The sequence below is a fragment of the Oceanobacillus neutriphilus genome, assembly GCF_014645515.1.
Taxonomy (GTDB): Bacteria; Bacillota; Bacilli; order Bacillales; family Amphibacillaceae; genus Oceanobacillus; species Oceanobacillus neutriphilus.
This window is the reverse complement of sequence record NZ_BMLW01000013.1, coordinates 182,165-199,079: the sequence shown is the minus strand read 5'-3', so window position 1 is coordinate 199,079 and position 16,915 is coordinate 182,165. Positions and strand designations below refer to the sequence as shown.

Sequence of the window (16,915 nt, the reverse complement as noted above, 5' to 3'; positions counted from 1 at the left end):
TGACCAATTCATTATAAAGGATTTTTTTATGGCTTAAAACAGTAAAAACCGAAAATTAGGATTATTTTGTATTATTAGACATAATTAATGCAATGCTAGTGATTTTTGATATACCCTTTCCTTTTATTTCGAAACTTGCGATGTTATCCAATATGGATACTTATAAAATGAACATAAGGAAAAAGAGATTTAGAGAAATGGACAAGAACAAGTCTGCCGGGATATTCAAATGTATAAATGGCAGAAAAATCGATATTGGCATAATGAAAAAGTGCCAAAACCTGTTATATTGAGGAACTCTGGCACTTTGAGAAGCGGGCAGGGGCTGTTGCTCTTATCTTTATTTTACTTCATATAGCTGACTCAAAATAGAATGTATGATAAATAAATGACCATAGTTACAGTAATGATACTGAAGAGTGTGGAGAATAGAACGATTTGAGCATGCAGCTCAGGCTTGATTTGATACTCCATAGCAATCGTTGATGTATTTCTGGAAGTAGGAAAAGAACTGGCGATAAATAAGGATTGTGCAACAACTCCATCGATATTCAGCAGGTAGATAACAGCAAGCGCTAACAATGGTCCCATCACCAGCCTTCCAATTAATGACCATGTAATTGCACGATGGAAAAAATGCAGCTTGATGTTGGACAATTGTGCTCCAAGCAATAACAATGCGATGGCAACAAAACCATCGGCCAGCTGGTCAAGCGGAATCATAATTGAATTAGGAATTGGAATAGCAAAAGCTTGGAATAGTACCCCTAATATAAGTGCATGAAATACAGGCAGTCTTAGAAAGGATTGAATTATACCTCCGATTGATTTGGTTGCTGATAATAAGTTATAGATTCCATAGGAATACGTTAAAAGATTCTGGAAAATTAAAATAAAAACCTGAATGGAAAAACCTAAGGGATTGTGGCTGAATACTAATTGACTTACCGGCAAGCCATAATTACCGGAGTTCATTAACGAAATACTATTTTTTAGAGCTGCGCTTTCTCCCTTATCTAGCTTTAATATTTTTGATAGAATATTACTCACGATAATCAAAGCTAAACTATAAAGTATCAGATAGTATATTATTTGAAAAAACAAATCTATTTCAATGTTAATATGGTATATGTTCACAAATACAGCAGCCGGCATCAAGCAATATGTAATCAGTGTAGACAGCTGCTTCAGATTAAAGTGAAATTTTCTTTGTAATACTGCCCCGGTCAGGGTCAATATCAATATTGGTAATATCACGTCTAATAGAATAAAAATAAACATTTCAAACCTCAATCTAAATAATTTATTATTGGATTGTATTAATTAGTAAATATAGGAATATGCCGTGCAAAGATGACTTTATCTTATCATAGCAAGAAAAATAAGGAAAATATCAAAAAGTTATCCTCTTAAATAAGGAAAACTTATATAGATGATATAAATTGCAAAATGAATAAAAAGAATCTACACAGGTTTCCTTGTAATGGTTATTCAGAACATTCTAAGGAAGGAAAATAATTTTTGTATGTTAAAATAAGGTTAAAGTAATACCTTGTTAAACTGGAAACAGAAAAAAACGAATAAGGGGTGTTATAATGGCAGACAATCGTTTTGAAGAAGTTTATACTCAGGGAAAATTGAAGGTTACCAAGGTGATTCGTGATAATGAGACAGGTGTTTTGTATATGCTGCATCAGGAAGGCTATGGAGCAGGATTGACTGTAATGGTCGATCAGGATGGCAAGCCTTTAGTGGACAAGAATTTTTAAAGATGAAATTTGTAAAACAGCTGGGATAGGTTGTGAAAAAGCAGGATAGCATGCAGAGTTTGACAATGCTATCCTTTTTTTATCAATAATTTGGATAAAGGTTATTTTTCCTTAGGAGCGAGACGATGCTTTACTTGATATTTTTCTGTTACTTTTGCAAATAAAGCTGCCAATACTTGTTGAAATAGCATACAAAATACAACCGGCATTGCAACCTTTGCAGGAAAATATGAAATAGCAATAATAATGCCAATCGGAATGTTACGCATACCGCCAATAAAAACGAGTGTAGTTACGATATGTGTATCCTTAAATAGAAGATGGCCAATGAATAAAGCTATCGCATAACCCGTTGCGGCCAGAAAGAATACAGCTAGAATGATAGCAGCAAGCTCCCAGGTGATTTCTGTTAAATAAGGGGCAACTGCACTGCTATTAATGATGACGACCGCAAACAAACTTAATTTTGAAAACGGTGCGAGCTTTTTACTAAATGCCTGAATATTGCCTTTCATAAATTCATGAAGCAGGATACCTAATATAGAAGGCAGTACAATCATCCATAGTAAATCAATAATGATAGAGGCTGTATCAATTGCTATCGTTTCCCCTGCAAAAAGATACAATACAGCAGGTAAAATGAATGGTGCTAATAATGTATCTATTAAAATGATGGATAAGCCTAAAGGGAAATGTCCTTTACACATATTAATCCAGATAATACTGGTTACTCCTGTTGGAATAGCTGCGGATATAACAAATCCAATGGTTAATAAATGATCATTGAAAATGATAGTCGATAGAAAATAAGCCCCAAATGGCATAATAATATGTAAAAAAGCAATTCCGAACAATATAGCAGCTGGATACTGAGAAAAAACCTTTACATCTTTGAATTTCATGTTCAAGCTTCCTGCAAATGTCATAAACGCAAATAACCAGGGAACCAAAAATAATAACTGTTCACCGATATTATGAAATAATACGCCAATGATTACGCTAAGAGGTGTCAAAATCGGCATGAATGTTTGGAGCTGTTTATTCAATCTGTCTAACACTTTAGATACCTTCTTTATTCAAGTATTTATAAACAGTATAAAACTAACCACTGTTTATTTCCAGACAACGGCTGCAAGCAAGTTGACGTAATGAAAAAAATAATTAATTTTAGCCTTCATTACTACTCTTAAAAAATATTTATTAATACGTAATGGGGTCAGATATGAATCTATAAAAAGGATAATGTTATACAAAGGGAGCTGCGTTATGGATAATAAAAATAAAGAAAAAATCTATCGATTGAACCTGAAGGAAGAAATAAGAGCGGCTATGCCATACCAATAAAAGTTGGTAACGATGTGTGGATCGGCGGCAGCTGTGTTATCTTGGCTGGGGTTACTATTGGTGATAATTCAATTGTAGCTGCCGGTTCTGTCGTTACTAAAGATGTTCCTGCGAATAGGATAGTAGCTGGAAACCCGGCAAAAATATTGAAAAGTATTTAAATTTTGAGTGTTTTTTTACACAAAGAGGAGAGTCAATATGGAAGTAGTTTATTTTGCAGGCGGATGTTTATGGGGAGTGCAGGCGTTTATAAAAACATTACCCGGTGTTACATTTACAGAAGCAGGAAGAGCTAATGGAACAAGTCAAACACTTGAAGGGGATTATGATGGATACGCTGAATGTGTAAAAACAGGCTTTGACCCAGAGGTTGTGACGGTTAGAGAATTAATGGGATATTTTTTTGAAATCATTGATCCATACAGTTTGAATAAGCAGGGACAGGACGTTGGTGTGAAATACAGAACAGGAGTATATAGTGAAAATTCGGAGCATTTAAAAGAGGCGGCAGCGTTCCTTAAGAATAGAATGGATTATGACCGTATTGTGGTTGAAGTATTGCCACTTACCAATTATGTGAGAAGTGCAGAAGAACATCAGGATAGATTAACCAGATGCCCAAATGACTATTGCCATATTCCAGAAGAAATATTACATAAATATAAGTAAGGGGAAAATGAAATGTTTCCTGCATTAGACAGATTGATGAGTATACGGGAGAAGAGATAAAAGGCATACGATAGTGAATTGACCTGGAAAGCTGAAGAAGTCTCCTATTTTGATTTGAAAGGATGAAAATCATGAAGCCTTCGATAAAATCGTTAAAAAGATATTTTATTACAAATATAGTGACCTTTACATTATTAACAATCGTATTCTATATAGGTTATCAAAGCAATGATTCTCCCCTATTCACTGTAGAAAATTTTACGCTTGTAATTGGAATTACTGTATTGATTGTTTCCATCATTTCATATATTGCCATAAAAATATATGAAAAAAAGAAAGAGTAAGAGAGCAGGTGGTTTGATTGTTTCGGTTCACAGTGATTTTAGTGCATGTATGCATATTCTTATTAGCAGCTATTATTGGTTTGGGAGGGAAATATAATCCTGCTTCTCCAGAACCAGATCAATCCTATGTAGTCTGGTTTTCGGCTATTGCCATCTTTAATGTACTAGTTATAGTATCTGCTTTTGTGCAGTTGAGGATAAGAAAGATATGGCTATTTTTGATGACAGTAATTGGGTTAGTTGTATTTTTAATTTACTTGTTACCACATATTGTGCTTTATATGGAAAGCTTATTTTAAAGCGGATAACTGATGTTTCAGAATCAACTGCATTTGTGAAATAAACAGGATAACAATGTATGAAAAAAAGACTTCATAAAAAAACACGCTTCCCATTCTGAATTAGAATAAGCAAGCGTGTTTTTATGTATTACCGGTAATGGAGCCTACGGGAATCGAACCCGTATTATTTGACTGCCAGTCAAACGTAATCCCATTATACCAAGGCCCCGAAAATGTTTGAAAAGTGTATTAGAAATCAAACGAACAATAACATTATATACTTTTGTTGAGAGTACATCAAGACTTTTATGATACATTCAGATTAAAATAAATTTGTCAGGAAATAATAAAAAGATGAATATGTCGTTACTCTTCAAGATGATATAATAGTGAAAACTGATAAAAGGGAGCGATTGCAATGCGGCAGGAGATGGTTAAAATAGTTGAAGATTTTCTTGTTGCAAAATTTAATCCATCATTTATTTTAATATTTGGTTCTTATGCAAAAGGCACAAACCATAAAGAAAGTGATTTGGATATTGCTTTTCAGTGTAAAAATGATTCTCCCTCTGCTTACAATATATTTATGGCTGCTCAAGAGTTGGCAGACCTATTAAAAATAGATGTAGATTTGATTCATTTAAAGGAAGCTTCAACAGTATTTCAAGCACAAATCTATTATTCGGGTTTACTGATTTATACGGATGACGAAGATTATTTTTATCAGCTGCGAATGACAGCCCTAAGCTCCTATGTAAAGCTGAATGAAGCACGTCAACCGATTTTGGAGAAGATAAAAGAAGGGGGATCTGTATATGGAGAGTGACGTTATTCTTAATAAGATAGCGATTATCGAAAGATGCCTTATTCGTGTGAAAGAAGTATATAACGGGGACCCTGAGAACCTGCAAGATTACACGAAGCAAGATTCCATTATTTTAAATATCCAAAGAGCTTGTGAAGCTGCTATTGATTTGGCTATGCATATCATTTCAAAAGAAAAATTAGGTCTGCCTCAAACAAGCAGAGATGCTTTTGATATGTTGCATGCACATAATATCATTAGTAAACAGATTGCAAGCCGTTTGAAAGCAATGGCCGGTTTTAGAAATATTGCAGTACATGATTATCAATCACTCAATCTGGATATTATGCAAGCTATTATAGTGAAACATTTAGATGATTTTAAAACTTATAGTAGAGAGATTCTGGAATATCAGGATTAAATAGGGGTGAACTAAAAAACTGGATTAAAAGGGATTCAATCATCAGAATCTACATTAATCCAGTTTTTTTGCTTGAAAAAACTACTTAAGCAAAAGTACATCTCCCACTGAATCCAGCTTTGTTTTGTGATAAAATAAGTAAATACTACCGAAAAATCTGGCAGCAAAAAGGCTAGGCCGATTAAGAATCAGAGGAGAATTCATTTTGAATAAAAAAGATATTGCAGATATAAAAAAACAATTCAAAGTAAATAATGATTTATTAAAAATCCAGGATATTTTTAATGTATATATTATGAAGGAATCCAGTGAAATCTATCATTACGAAAGCACACCGTTTGAACTGCTGGAGGACGAGCAGAAGGACTTGTTTATGGCGAATTTTAAAAAGGTGCTGACAGGTCAGTTAGATCAGAAATTGTTCGAGCTTAAGTTTCAGCGTGATGTGGAAGACAGCAGTCAGCTTATCCTTCATAAGGCCATGCTCTCTGGAGATACAGAGGAATGGAAGGAGCAGATGCTGGAGCTGGTAGCGAAAATGCTGAAGGATAAGCAGTATGAGATGGATATTGTCGTTACATTTATTCATGGGGAATATGCAAAGCCTACGAAACGAAGTAATGAAGAATCTGAAGAAAGCAGCAGAGACAGAGTTTATTCAAGTCCTTTTATTTTATGCAGCATCAACAAAACGATGGATCCGAAAAAAGAGCTGCTTTTTGATTATGTGGAGAAGGAGTTTAAATATCACTTTGTCGTTGATCCGGTGATTAATTTAAAAGCGCCTATTGGCGGTTTCTTATTCCCATCCTTTACAGGCGGCGCAGCAGATGTGAATCATGTGCTTTATTCTGCTTCAAAACCATATGAGCTGGATTATCATCTGATTGAGGAAGTCTTGAATGCTGAAGAAGCCATGACCGCAGAGGATGATAAGATCGTTTTTGAAGAAATAGTTAAAGATGTAGCTGGAGAACAAATTAATACGACGACACTGGCGAATGTATATGATGAGATTCAGCGTGTTGTGGAAGAAAATGAAGAACCCGATGCACCAAAGCTGGATTATAAGGATGTCGAAAAGGTATTAACCAGCAGTGGTGTGCAGGATATTGATCCGGAAAAGGTAGAGTCCGCATTTAAAAAGGTAATTGATGACGAGAAATATGAGCTGAAGGCAACAAGTATTGTGCCGAAATATACATCGAAGTCCATTAAAATTAAAACAAAAGTGGCGGATATTAAAGTATGTCCGCAGGATCTACGCTATGTGCGCCAGACAACGCTTGACGGCAAGCTCTGTCTAATGATTGAAGTGGAAGAAAACACCGTGATTGAAGGCTTTGAAATGATTCCGGAAGCAATATTCAACAGGGTAGAAGATAAAGAATAAAAAGCATCGTTCTCTTTATGGAAAAGGAAGGGGTCTCTTGGTCGAAATTAGACTGAGAGGCTTTTTCAAAGCTTTTAAATCTAACAATCCATTATTGTTGCATTTACAACAATAATGGATTGCCTTATAATGATAGCTACTAAGTTTTGTATCATTTCATACATAAATCTGGAGAGGAGCACAGTAATGACATGTAAAATAGTAACAGATGAGCTGGATTTACAGAAAGTTTTTGAAATTAGAAAAGAAATCTTTGTGAAGGAGCAGGAGGTAGCAGAGGAAGAGGAGTTTGATGAATTTGACTCGTTGGATGCTGACTGCGATCATATTTTAGTATATTACGACAATAAACCAGTAGGAGTAGGAAGAATTAGAGCAGTAGAGGGAATAGGGAAGTTAGAGCGGATCTGCATTTTGAAGCCTTATCGTCAATATGGTCTTGGGAAGACTGTTGTAAAATCCTTAGAGGAAATCGCTTTAGAAAAGGGTTTGACTAAGGCAAAGCTGCATGGACAGACGCATGCGGAAGGATTCTATCACAAGCTCGGATATGAAACTGCCTCGGATGAATTTATGGAAGATGGTATCCCGCATTACTTAATGGTAAAGCAGTTCACCTAATTAAATGATAGGCAATGTCACAACAAATAAGGAGGAGCCATGCAGCATAAAAAAGAAAATAAAGGTGTTATTATTGTTACGATGGCAACTGCATTTTTATTAACATTTTGCCAGTTTCTATTAATTACTTCATATCCGGCAATTATGAGAGAATTTCAGATTAATGCAACGGAGGTTCAGTGGTTAACGACAATTTATTTATTAACAACCATTATATTTATCCCGCTGACCGGTTATTTGTCTAATCGATTTTCAACCAGGGCGCTGTTAATTTTTGCACTGCTTTGCATGGCAACTGGTCTTATTGTAGGGGCATTCTCGCAAAGCTTTATCCAATTAATTCTTGCCAGAGCCATTCAAGCAATTGGTACGGGCGTAATATTGCCCGTGATCCAAACGATATTAATTACGGTATTTCCGAAAGAAAGGCGGGGGTTTGCGCTTGGACTGCTCGGGGGTGTCGTTAATGTTGCGCCGGCAAGTGCACCATCTTTGACCGGGATGATTATTGATGTTTTTCATTGGCGTATCCTCCATTGGTTTATGTTGCCGCTCGTGCTGATTCTTTTTGTTTTAGCTGTTTTTTATATGAAGGATGTATTGAAAAAACATGAGGCACGGCTGGACATCCTCTCTGTGATTCTTTCAGCAGGGGCTTTTTCTTTGTTTATTTTTAGCATCAGTAATATTAGTATCTCAGGATTGGATATTTACCTAGTTATTTTGCCATTCTTGATCAGTGCTGCTTTATTATATCTATTTGTAAGGCGTCAGCTGGCGGATGATGTGCCTGTGCTTAATGTCCGCTTATTTCAAAATCGGACATTTCTGTTGACTGTGGTACTTATTTTTATGGATATGATGCTTCTGTTATCGGCAGAAACAATATTGCCGATGTTTGCGCAAAACGTTTTGGAAACAAGTGCTTTTCTATCCGGATTTTTATTAGTCCCCGGTACGATTCTGCTTTGTATTGTTTCGGTTGTGTCGGGAAATTTATATGATCGGTACGGCGGCAGAATTTTAGCTGTTATCGGTTTTGCATTTACGCTGCTGTCTTTAGTGCTGATGACAACATTACACATCGACAGCTCTCCGTTTTTAATTATGATTTACTTTGGATTCTTTATGACCGGCTTCGGTTTATCACTGATGCCGCTGGTTTCTGTCAGTGTAAATGTACTGGATGAGAAGGAGATGGCTCATAATTCAGCGATTGTAAATACAGTACGCCAATTAGGGATGGCCTTTGGTGTCGTGATTCTGACCACGGTTATCAGTATAACCACTTCTGTGATGGATGCACCGGAACGGGTAGGAACTTACTGGGGAACAACGTACGCATTTAGTATTATGGCTGTGGCAGCGTTGCTTGGTGTGCTGTTGTCAATACGTATTAAGGAGAAAAAAGAATAGCAGCAGAGCGGTTAAAAAGCATAAATGTTGTATAGATGGCATTTATGCTTTTTAATTATTTATAGAAGCTTCTTAAACTGGAAAAGGAACGTGTTCAATATGAAATTAAGTGTATTAGACCAATCCCCGATTGCTATGGGAGAAACTCCGGAAACGGCATTGCAGCATACGCTGGAGCTGGCACAATGGGCAGAAAAGCTTGGTTATCACCGTTACTGGGTGGCAGAGCATCATAATACGAATGGGTTGGCTATTTCTGCTCCGGAAATTGTCATGACGAGAATTGCTTCTGTAACAAGCCGTATCCGTGTAGGCTCCGGCGGTATTCTGCTCCCGCAGTACAGTGCTTATAAAGTTGCTGAGATTGCTAAAACATTGGCGGCATTTTTTCCAAATCGAATGGATATTGGTGTCGGGAATTCTCCAGGAGGTTCTCCGCAGACGAGAGCTGCACTGATAGATAAACCAGACAGGGATCCCACTGAATTTCCAAGACAAATTGCTGATTTGCAAGGATTCTTGCATAATTCATTGCCGCGTGATCATGATTTTCGTTTAGTGAAAGCAGGTCCGCGCATTGAGCAGGTACCGCCGCTTTGGCTGTTAGGTTTATCAGAGCGCAGTGCAAAACATGCAGCAAAACTGGGAACCGGCTTTGTATTTGGTCATTTTATTTACCCGGAAAATGGTGTGAAAGCTCTCCAAGCATATCGAGATAACTTTTCTCCGTCTTTTATTATGAAAGAACCGGAGTCTATTGTCTGTATTTTTATTGTCTGTGCAGAGACGGAAGAGGAAGCAGAGAAGCATGCGGTTACACAGGATAAATGGTTATTGAATGTGAGCAAAGGACTGGGAACAAAAGTAGCTGATATAGAAGATATTCGCAGGCACAGGCTGAGTCATGAAGACAGAGAGATTATCAGGGAAAATAGAAAACGGTGTATTATCGGTACACCTGAATCTGTCAAACAACAGTTATTAGCATTACAGGAAAAATACCAGACTGACGAATTTATGGTTATTAATAATATTTTTGATTTTGAAGCAAAGAAAAAATCTTATCGTCTGTTGGCAGAGGTAATGCTTTAAGACAATAGGAATGCTGTATAAACAACAGGGAGTGTGAGAAAATGAATAAAGCCATTCGCGAACAGATTATACAGGCAAAGACGATTCTGGGAGAGTCTAAAGGACTGGATATAACTAATACTCCAGTTACACCGCATGAGCTGTTTGGAAGCTGGTTTCAAACAGCTGTCGAAAAACATGTTCCTAATCCGCATGCCATGACAGTATCAACTGTTGATGTAAATGGTTATCCAGATTCACGTATTCTTATCTTAAAAGACTTAGATGAAGCTGGCTGGTATTTTGCATCCAGTTCAGAAAGCGAAAAAGGAAAACACCTGCAGGCAAATCCTCATGCTGCGCTGAATTTTTACTGGCCGATTTTGGGAAAGCAGATTCGTATTAAAGGGTCTGTAGAGAAAATGGATCCAGAAAGCAATGCGCGTGATTTTCTTAAACGGGGAACCGTAGCAAGAGCAATTGCCCTGTTAGGAAAACAGAGCGAGGTTCTTGAAAAACAGGAGGAGCTGGATGAGGCTTTAAAAGAAGAAGTCAGCGAGCTGGAGAAGAATCCAAATACAGTTTCTTCTGCCTGGACCCAGTATCGGGTGGCTGCCAGCGAAGTTGAGTTTTGGCAGGCTGCAGACAGCAGAAAGCATTCCAGATTAAGATATCAATTAGACAACGGGTGGAAGAAATCTCTGTTATGGCCATAGACTGTGAAAAAATTCCAAATGATATGCTTTCTGCTGTATATCATTTGGAATTTTTATTATTATAGTAAAAAGGAACATAACCTTTTCCGGATAGATGGGAGCTTTTTGTATGAAAGAAAAAGAATGGAACGATAAACGCTATAAAATAGCTAATCGGGAAGCGTGGATTGGTGTAGGTCTTGTTATTTTTAATTTTATCTGGTGGTTTGGATTTGCTTATGGACTTGGAAGTAAATCTCCGGAATCTTATCATTATATATTCGGTTTTCCGGCGTGGTTTTTCTTCAGCTGCATTCTTGGTTTTATTGTGATGATGGCCTTGACGGTGTTCGTAGTTAAATTCTTTTTTAAAGATGTGTCTTTAGAAGCAGAAGAGGAAGAATAGCAGAAGGATATTTCATTTCAGATATATCAAAGGAGAAAGGTCATGAATTTGGAAGCAGTTTTACCACTATTTATATTTATTGCGATTGTTTTTTTGATTGGGATTTGGGCCGGTAAATTTGTCAGCCGTTCTGACTCCTTTTTACAAGAATATTTTCTTGGCGGAAGAAGTCTTGGCGGTTTTATTTTGGCAATGACACTGGTAACTACATATGGAAGTGCGAGCAGTTTCCTGAGCGGACCGGGTACAGCCTATAATGAAGGTCTCGGATGGGTGCTGTTATCCATGACACAGCTGGCAACTGGTTATTTCGTACTGATGGTGCTTGGAAAACGTTTTGCTATTGTCACGAGGAAATACAAGACGGTTACGATTGTTGATTTTTTAAAGGAAAGGTATCAATCGAAATGGGTTGTGATTCTTTCTGCAGCAAGCATTTTGATTTTCTTATTCTCAGCGATGTCTGCACAGTGGATTGGAGGGGCACGCCTGATTCAATCGTTGACAGGTATATCTTATTTTACGTCATTATGTATTTTTTCACTTGCTGTTTTAGTATATGTTGTGGTTGGCGGATTCCGGGCAGTAGCTATCACAGATGGAATCCAGGGTATTATTATGTTCCTTGGGACGCTTATTTTGCTTATAGCAGTCGTTATAGCAGGCGGTGGTGTATCTCAAATTATGAGTGATCTGGCTGCAGAGAATCCCAATCTGATAACACCATTCGGTGCAGATGGAAGCTTGACTCCTGCTTATGTTTCTTCCTTCTGGGTATTAGTCGGCGTCGGTGTTGTCGCGCTGCCGCAGATTGCTGTCCGTGCGATGTCCTATAAAAATGCAAAAGCGCTGCATCGCGGCATTATTATCAGTACCTTTGTTGTAGGTTTTATTATGCTGAATATGCACTTAATTGGTGTGTTTGGCAGGACAGTACTTCCGGGGATTGAAATAGGCGATACCGTGATGCCTGAGTTAGCGCAGGCTGTTTTACCGGGCTGGGCAGCAGGAATTGTTTTGGCAGCACCGATGGCGGCGATTATGACGACAGTTAACTCACTGCTGTTAATGGTAAGCTCCACGATTGTAAAAGACGTCTATTTAAATTATGTACGTCCCGATGCCGGCGATACAACCATTCGCAGATGGAGTATGGGTGCTACCGCATTAATAGGAATCATCGTTATTTTAATGTCGCTGCAGCCGCCTGATTTAATTATCTGGCTGAATTTATTTTCTATGGGCGGACTGGAGGCAGCTTTTATTTGGCCGATTATTCTCGGGCTTTATTGGAGGAGAGGGACCAAGCATGGGGCTATTGCTTCGATGCTTACCGGTGTTATAAGCTATATTATCTTTGAATCCTTTTACCCGCAGCCGTTCGGAATGCATTCTGTTGTGACATCTATGATGCTGGCTTTCGTTGCTTATGTTTCAGGGAGTTTATTATATAAAAAAGAAAGCCTGCCGTGTGAAATAGTATAAAGGCAGATAACTTTTGGTTTATACTTGGAGAGAAGAGTTTCCTCTTAATTTAGCCGGGAGGAGTTTATCAGAGAGAGTGTCGGAGGTGTTCTATTATGAAAAAACAGAGGCATGATGGTCTGAAGCCATTATCGCACCACCATCATCACGCATTAGTACAAGCAATGGAGTTAAAGCAGGCCAATGCAGAGAAGACAGATAAATCATTAGGACAGTTTATTCGGAATTTGATTGATTATTGGGAAAAGGATGCTGTGTATCATTTTCGGGATGAAGAAGAAGTTTTGCTGCCACTTTATGAAGTGTTCGCTGAAAAACCAGATACTGAATTAATGAATGAAATGCTTTACCAGCATATACAAATCCGCAGCCTTGTGTATGCTGTACGAGAAAACAGGGAAGATCCATATGAAAAGATGAACCGCCTTGGCGAGTTATTAGAGAACAATGTCCGGTTTGAAGAAAGAGAGATTTTTCCAATGATAGAGGAAGCTGTTCCAGATAAATATCTGTATCAGGTATATGGAAAATTCCATCGTGATTCTTATAGTGGATTTTAAATGATTGAAGAAATGCTGGTTGTGGGAAGCTTATACCGCAATCAGCATTTTTTTTAGAGTACATTTTTTAAATTATAGCAGCAGAACAGGAATCCTATATTTTAATTATTCAGACATGATAAGAGATGAATAAAGCACAGAACAAACTGGAAAATGTTTAACAAATTGAAAGAAGATGAATATAGTACTAAAGTCATTAATATGAGAGGAGATCTTATGGAATATATAGAAAAGGACAATTTAAAAAGAATAGCAACATGGGGAAAATTAGTGGGTATAACATCTATTATATTCAGCTCACTAACTATTATTGCAATTTTTTTTTGGAGCCTTGGCGGAGTTATCGGCGGTGTGACAGGAATTATAACGGGCTATCTCTTTTATCAGACAGGTGTGGAAGCTTCCAATATTATAGATTCAGACGATTTAACAGCAGGTAACGTGAATGAGCTGTTAAATAAGTACGGGAATTTATTATTAATCATGGGAATTTTAACAATTATTTCGTTAGTATTGATTATCCCTTCAATTATTATATTACTAACCATGTGACAGAAAAGAGGATAAGGTAATTAACTGACTCGATTAAAAATGCTGATGGAAGGACAGATTTCTCTCTATCAGTATCTTTTAATTAGTATAGCAGTTATTCCCAGATTGCCTCTTAGTCTTTCGAATGAGGATTATATGATTTATTTTGAGCAATTAGATGAGCCGGTGAGACCTGTTTCTTTTCAGAATAAATATGACTTGAATGATGGAGAATATGTGAAGGTGACGTTTAAAGGCGGAATCAAGGAAACGCATCCGATGAAAATCGGTGAAGTCATTGATGTGGAAGTGATGAACGGCGCGGATTAGTATCTTTATCGAGTATCAAAGTGTGAAAAAATAATTCAGGAAGGGGGGAGAGGTTTTGTGAGTGAAATACATATAGCAGCTTTTCAGCAGGAAGATATAGTAGAGATTATTGATTTATTTTATGGCACTGTACAGGAAGTAAATAGAGCAGATTATAGTGAGGCGGCAATTGCCGCCTGGGCTCCTGTAGAAGAGAAAGAAAATGTATTAAAAGAATGGAAGGATTCTTTTCTAAAAAACAAAACCTTTGTTGCAAGAATGCAGGGGCAGGTTGTTGGATTTATTGATATTCGTGCTGACGGGTATCTGGACCGCTTGTATGTACATAAGGATAAGCAGCGTTTGGGAATTGCTTCTGCTTTATTGATGCAGATAGAAGAATGGGGCAGGAGAGAAGAAATTCCTTTTATTTGGACTTTTTCAAGCATTACAGCAAAAGGTTTTTTTGAAAGATACGGCTTTGAAGTAATTGAAAAAGAGAATGTAGAAAGAAAAGATGTGTTATTAACCCGATTTAAAATGAAAAAAATGCTGATTGAAGAGTAAACCCCTCAATCAGCATTTTTCATATTTTCTTAGCCAGGTCGATAAAATAATCCAGGCTGTCCGGATTAATCAGAGAACCTTTATTAATGACTGTTGCAGCATCCTGGCCCATCAGGATTTTCTTTATGGGAATTTCGACCTTCTTCCCATTTAGTGTTTTAGGAAGATCTTTTACCTCATAAATATGAGTTGGTACGTGCCTTGGCGAACAATGTGTCCGGAGCTGCCGGTTGATTTCCTGCTTCAGATCTTCGTTTAATTCTTCGCCGTCTTTTATAACGATAAATAATGGTGTAATGGAATCACCGTTCCCTTTAGGCAAGTCAACAATTAAGCTGTCCTCAACGGTTGTAACATGGTCTGTGGCACGGTAAATCTCACTCGTTCCAATTCGGATTCCGCCCCGGTTAATGGTAGCATCAGATCTTCCATAAATGACAGCGGTATTTCTGTCCGTTAATTTTATATAGTCCCCATGACACCAGATTCCCGGAAAAGTATCAAAATAACTATGATACATCCGCAGTCCGGAATCATCATTCCAGAAATAAATCGGCATACTCGGAAATGGAGCAGTTAAAACAAGCTCGCCAATTTCATTTGTCAAAGAATTACCATCCTCATCGAAGCTTTCTATTTTCGCACCCAGACCAGCACATTGAATTTCACCGGCATATACCGGCAGCGTAGGGGAGCCTAGTAAAAAGGCTGTGCATACATCTGTGCCGCCGCTTACAGATGATAGCCAAATATCATCTTTTATATGTGTATAGCACCACCTGAATCCTTCTGGAGAAAGTGGTGAGCCTGTTGAACTGATATTCCTCAAATGAGATAAATCAAAATCTTTCCCCGGTGTCAGGTTTTCATTCATACAAGTAGTTATAAAGCTGGCGCTGGTGCCAAATACATTCATTTTTGTCTGCTCTGCCAGCCGCCATAAAACTTGCTTGTCTGGATAAACCGGGCTGCCATCATAAAGAATAATGGAGGATCCTGTTAACAATCCCCCAACAAGGAAATTCCACATCATCCAGCCGGTTGTTGTAAACCAGAAGAAGCGTGAACCCGCGCTTAAATCCATATGCAGATGTACTGCCTTTAAATGTTCCAATAAAATTCCGCCCTGGCTATGTACAATTGGCTTTGGTTTTCCGGTTGTTCCAGAGGAATACAATACCCAAAGAGGCTCGTTAAAGCCGACAGGTGTATAAGTCACCTCAAGATTTCCCTGGTTGGCTGTTGCATCATCCCAGGAAATTGGATGAACACATCCACTAAAATCTGCCTGGTTGTTTAGATAGGGAATGGTTATCGTCGTTTTTAAGGAAGGAAGTGCAGATTGCAGTTCCTTGACGACATCTAATCTATTAAAATTCTTGCCGTTATAAGAATAGCCATCGACAGTTATCATTGCTTTTGGCTCTATTTGTTGGAATCGCTCCATCACGCTCTGGGTCCCGAAGTCAGGAGAAGCACTGGACCAAATAGCGCCTAAGCTCGCAGTTGCCAGGAATGCAACCACAGTTTCATAGATATTCGGTGCATAGCAGACGACACGATCTCCTTTTTGAATACCCTGTTTTTCCAGCGTTTTTTGCAGAGCAGCAGTATCCTGATAGAGCTTTTCCCAGGAGATTTCCTGCAGCTGCCTGTTTTCTGATGTGTGAATAATAGCTGGACTGGTAAGTGACCTATTTCGAAATACATGCTCTGTATAATTGATCGTCGCTTCAGGAAACCAATTTGTTCCAATAATTTGACTGCTCGAACGAACAGTATCATAAGGCAGATGCGGCTGAATTTTAAAATACTCCCAAATGGATTCCCAAAATGTATCGAAATCCTCTACAGACCATTTCCATAAAGTATGATAATCTTTTGTTTGAATTTGTTTATATTCTTGTAACCAAGTCCGATAAGAAGTGATATTTGCCTGTTCCACTTGTGTTTTACTTGGTTCAAAAAGCAAAGTACCCTCTTGTGTGTCCATTCGTAAAGTCCCCCTTCAAGTACCTCAATACCTTTATTATAAGAAAACGCTTTCCTTACGTAAAGAAATTGAAATGGAAAATATATGTTTTTGAAGCTGCTGTGCAAGTATAATATGCCAGTTTTTTAACTTTAAATAATTATCAAACTAGCTAAAAGAGAGCGGATATCCTGTTCAGGAAAGGATGATATATTAATAATATGTAAGTATGTGCGATGTATTTCTTATTCCGTAC

Annotated in this window: 20 protein-coding genes, 1 tRNA gene and 1 pseudogene; 18 read left to right on the top strand and 4 right to left on the bottom strand. The window is 37.7% G+C overall.

What is annotated here, in order from left to right; genetic code table 11:
* Nucleotides 1–363: 363 nt before the first annotated feature.
* Nucleotides 364–1,281 carry an AEC family transporter gene (locus IEX29_RS20625; protein WP_188736771.1) on the bottom strand — a complete coding sequence of 306 codons (918 nt, stop codon included), beginning with the start codon at nucleotides 1,279–1,281 and terminating at the stop codon, nucleotides 364–366.
* Between the two features lie 314 nt (nucleotides 1,282–1,595).
* On the opposite strand from IEX29_RS20625, the gene IEX29_RS20620 reads away from it, so the two are divergent.
* On the top strand, nucleotides 1,596–1,769 hold the full coding sequence (locus IEX29_RS20620) for a DUF6440 family protein (protein WP_188736770.1): 174 nt from the start codon (nucleotides 1,596–1,598) through the stop codon (nucleotides 1,767–1,769).
* Nucleotides 1,770–1,870: 101 nt separating this feature from the next.
* On the opposite strand, the gene IEX29_RS20615 is transcribed toward IEX29_RS20620, so the two are convergent.
* Complete coding sequence (locus IEX29_RS20615) at nucleotides 1,871–2,827, bottom strand: bile acid:sodium symporter family protein (protein ID WP_188736768.1); 957 nt, start codon at nucleotides 2,825–2,827, stop codon at nucleotides 1,871–1,873.
* A 288-nt stretch (nucleotides 2,828–3,115) separates the two neighbouring features.
* Between IEX29_RS20615 and IEX29_RS20610 the strand changes: the two are divergent.
* The 4 genes and pseudogenes from IEX29_RS20610 to IEX29_RS20595 all read left to right on the top strand — a co-directional run.
* Nucleotides 3,116–3,274 (top strand): annotated as a pseudogene (locus IEX29_RS20610) (DapH/DapD/GlmU-related protein); the annotation flags it as partial.
* Between the two features lie 37 nt (nucleotides 3,275–3,311).
* A complete protein-coding gene (locus tag IEX29_RS20605) occupies nucleotides 3,312–3,782 on the top strand; it encodes a peptide-methionine (S)-S-oxide reductase (RefSeq protein ID WP_188736766.1) in 471 nt (156 codons plus the stop codon).
* Nucleotides 3,783–3,913: 131 nt separating this feature from the next.
* Nucleotides 3,914–4,126 (top strand): hypothetical protein, encoded by a 213-nt coding sequence (locus IEX29_RS20600; protein WP_188736764.1) that lies wholly within the window; start codon nucleotides 3,914–3,916, stop codon nucleotides 4,124–4,126.
* 17 nt (nucleotides 4,127–4,143) lie between these two features.
* Nucleotides 4,144–4,425: a hypothetical protein gene (locus IEX29_RS20595; protein WP_188736762.1), complete on the top strand. Its 282-nt coding sequence runs from the start codon at nucleotides 4,144–4,146 to the stop codon at nucleotides 4,423–4,425.
* A 140-nt stretch (nucleotides 4,426–4,565) separates the two neighbouring features.
* Here the strand turns inward: IEX29_RS20595 and IEX29_RS20590 are convergent.
* Nucleotides 4,566–4,636, bottom strand: a tRNA-Ala gene (locus IEX29_RS20590).
* A 189-nt stretch (nucleotides 4,637–4,825) separates the two neighbouring features.
* On the opposite strand from IEX29_RS20590, the gene mntA reads away from it, so the two are divergent.
* The 13 genes from mntA to IEX29_RS20525 all read left to right on the top strand — a co-directional run bounded on the left by mntA (nucleotide 4,826) and on the right by IEX29_RS20525 (nucleotide 14,687).
* Nucleotides 4,826–5,233, top strand: a complete 408-nt coding sequence (gene mntA, locus IEX29_RS20585; RefSeq protein ID WP_188736760.1) for a type VII toxin-antitoxin system MntA family adenylyltransferase antitoxin — start codon at nucleotides 4,826–4,828, stop codon at nucleotides 5,231–5,233.
* Nucleotides 5,223–5,633: a type VII toxin-antitoxin system HepT family RNase toxin gene (gene hepT / locus IEX29_RS20580; protein WP_188736758.1), complete on the top strand. Its 411-nt coding sequence runs from the start codon at nucleotides 5,223–5,225 to the stop codon at nucleotides 5,631–5,633. Before mntA ends, hepT begins: the two co-directional genes overlap by 11 nt.
* 205 nt (nucleotides 5,634–5,838) lie before the next feature.
* A complete protein-coding gene (locus IEX29_RS20575; protein WP_188736756.1) occupies nucleotides 5,839–7,026 on the top strand; it encodes a DUF4317 domain-containing protein in 1,188 nt (395 codons plus the stop codon).
* Between the two features lie 186 nt (nucleotides 7,027–7,212).
* On the top strand, nucleotides 7,213–7,647 hold the full coding sequence (locus IEX29_RS20570; RefSeq protein WP_188736754.1) for a GNAT family N-acetyltransferase: 435 nt from the start codon (nucleotides 7,213–7,215) through the stop codon (nucleotides 7,645–7,647).
* A gap of 39 nt (nucleotides 7,648–7,686) precedes the next feature.
* On the top strand, nucleotides 7,687–9,063 hold the full coding sequence (locus tag IEX29_RS20565) for a DHA2 family efflux MFS transporter permease subunit (protein ID WP_188736752.1): 1,377 nt from the start codon (nucleotides 7,687–7,689) through the stop codon (nucleotides 9,061–9,063).
* A 99-nt stretch (nucleotides 9,064–9,162) separates the two neighbouring features.
* Nucleotides 9,163–10,155, top strand: a complete 993-nt coding sequence (locus IEX29_RS20560) for an LLM class flavin-dependent oxidoreductase (RefSeq protein WP_188736750.1) — start codon at nucleotides 9,163–9,165, stop codon at nucleotides 10,153–10,155.
* A 41-nt stretch (nucleotides 10,156–10,196) separates the two neighbouring features.
* Nucleotides 10,197–10,850, top strand: a complete 654-nt coding sequence (locus IEX29_RS20555; protein ID WP_188736748.1) for a pyridoxine/pyridoxamine 5'-phosphate oxidase — start codon at nucleotides 10,197–10,199, stop codon at nucleotides 10,848–10,850.
* A 109-nt stretch (nucleotides 10,851–10,959) separates the two neighbouring features.
* A complete protein-coding gene (locus IEX29_RS20550) occupies nucleotides 10,960–11,235 on the top strand; it encodes a YhdT family protein (RefSeq protein ID WP_188736746.1) in 276 nt (91 codons plus the stop codon).
* A 42-nt stretch (nucleotides 11,236–11,277) separates the two neighbouring features.
* Nucleotides 11,278–12,720: a sodium/pantothenate symporter gene (gene panF / locus IEX29_RS20545; RefSeq protein WP_188736744.1), complete on the top strand. Its 1,443-nt coding sequence runs from the start codon at nucleotides 11,278–11,280 to the stop codon at nucleotides 12,718–12,720.
* 95 nt (nucleotides 12,721–12,815) lie between these two features.
* On the top strand, nucleotides 12,816–13,280 hold the full coding sequence (locus tag IEX29_RS20540) for a hemerythrin domain-containing protein (protein ID WP_188736742.1): 465 nt from the start codon (nucleotides 12,816–12,818) through the stop codon (nucleotides 13,278–13,280).
* 216 nt (nucleotides 13,281–13,496) lie between these two features.
* The gene (locus IEX29_RS20535) at nucleotides 13,497–13,832 is read left to right on the top strand and encodes a DUF5362 family protein (RefSeq protein WP_188736740.1); all 336 of its coding nucleotides are present in this window, start codon (nucleotides 13,497–13,499) and stop codon (nucleotides 13,830–13,832) included.
* A 45-nt stretch (nucleotides 13,833–13,877) separates the two neighbouring features.
* Complete coding sequence (locus tag IEX29_RS20530) at nucleotides 13,878–14,141, top strand: hypothetical protein (RefSeq protein WP_229720317.1); 264 nt, start codon at nucleotides 13,878–13,880, stop codon at nucleotides 14,139–14,141.
* Between the two features lie 57 nt (nucleotides 14,142–14,198).
* The gene (locus IEX29_RS20525) at nucleotides 14,199–14,687 is read left to right on the top strand and encodes a GNAT family N-acetyltransferase (RefSeq protein ID WP_188736736.1); all 489 of its coding nucleotides are present in this window, start codon (nucleotides 14,199–14,201) and stop codon (nucleotides 14,685–14,687) included.
* Between the two features lie 19 nt (nucleotides 14,688–14,706).
* Here the strand turns inward: IEX29_RS20525 and IEX29_RS20520 are convergent, their stop codons facing one another.
* Nucleotides 14,707–16,680 (bottom strand): acetoacetate--CoA ligase, encoded by a 1,974-nt coding sequence (locus tag IEX29_RS20520; protein ID WP_188736734.1) that lies wholly within the window; start codon nucleotides 16,678–16,680, stop codon nucleotides 14,707–14,709.
* Nucleotides 16,681–16,915 lie beyond the last annotated feature (235 nt).

Excerpts from the sequence above, each read along its gene's own strand:
- IEX29_RS20625 (WP_188736771.1), bottom strand. The coding sequence starts at position 1,281 with ATGTTTATTTTTATTCTATTAGACGTGATATTACCAATATTGATATTG.
- IEX29_RS20620 (WP_188736770.1), top strand. The coding sequence starts at position 1,596 with ATGGCAGACAATCGTTTTGAAGAAGTTTATACTCAGGGAAAATTGAAG.
- IEX29_RS20605 (WP_188736766.1), top strand. The coding sequence starts at position 3,312 with ATGGAAGTAGTTTATTTTGCAGGCGGATGTTTATGGGGAGTGCAGGCG.
- IEX29_RS20600 (WP_188736764.1), top strand. The coding sequence starts at position 3,914 with ATGAAGCCTTCGATAAAATCGTTAAAAAGATATTTTATTACAAATATA.
- mntA (WP_188736760.1), top strand. The coding sequence starts at position 4,826 with ATGCGGCAGGAGATGGTTAAAATAGTTGAAGATTTTCTTGTTGCAAAA.
- hepT (WP_188736758.1), top strand. The coding sequence starts at position 5,223 with ATGGAGAGTGACGTTATTCTTAATAAGATAGCGATTATCGAAAGATGC.
- IEX29_RS20570 (WP_188736754.1), top strand. The coding sequence starts at position 7,213 with ATGACATGTAAAATAGTAACAGATGAGCTGGATTTACAGAAAGTTTTT.
- IEX29_RS20565 (WP_188736752.1), top strand. The coding sequence starts at position 7,687 with ATGCAGCATAAAAAAGAAAATAAAGGTGTTATTATTGTTACGATGGCA.
- IEX29_RS20560 (WP_188736750.1), top strand. The coding sequence starts at position 9,163 with ATGAAATTAAGTGTATTAGACCAATCCCCGATTGCTATGGGAGAAACT.
- IEX29_RS20555 (WP_188736748.1), top strand. The coding sequence starts at position 10,197 with ATGAATAAAGCCATTCGCGAACAGATTATACAGGCAAAGACGATTCTG.
- IEX29_RS20550 (WP_188736746.1), top strand. The coding sequence starts at position 10,960 with ATGAAAGAAAAAGAATGGAACGATAAACGCTATAAAATAGCTAATCGG.
- panF (WP_188736744.1), top strand. The coding sequence starts at position 11,278 with ATGAATTTGGAAGCAGTTTTACCACTATTTATATTTATTGCGATTGTT.
- IEX29_RS20540 (WP_188736742.1), top strand. The coding sequence starts at position 12,816 with ATGAAAAAACAGAGGCATGATGGTCTGAAGCCATTATCGCACCACCAT.
- IEX29_RS20535 (WP_188736740.1), top strand. The coding sequence starts at position 13,497 with ATGGAATATATAGAAAAGGACAATTTAAAAAGAATAGCAACATGGGGA.
- IEX29_RS20530 (WP_229720317.1), top strand. The coding sequence starts at position 13,878 with ATGGAAGGACAGATTTCTCTCTATCAGTATCTTTTAATTAGTATAGCA.
- IEX29_RS20520 (WP_188736734.1), bottom strand. The coding sequence starts at position 16,680 with ATGGACACACAAGAGGGTACTTTGCTTTTTGAACCAAGTAAAACACAA.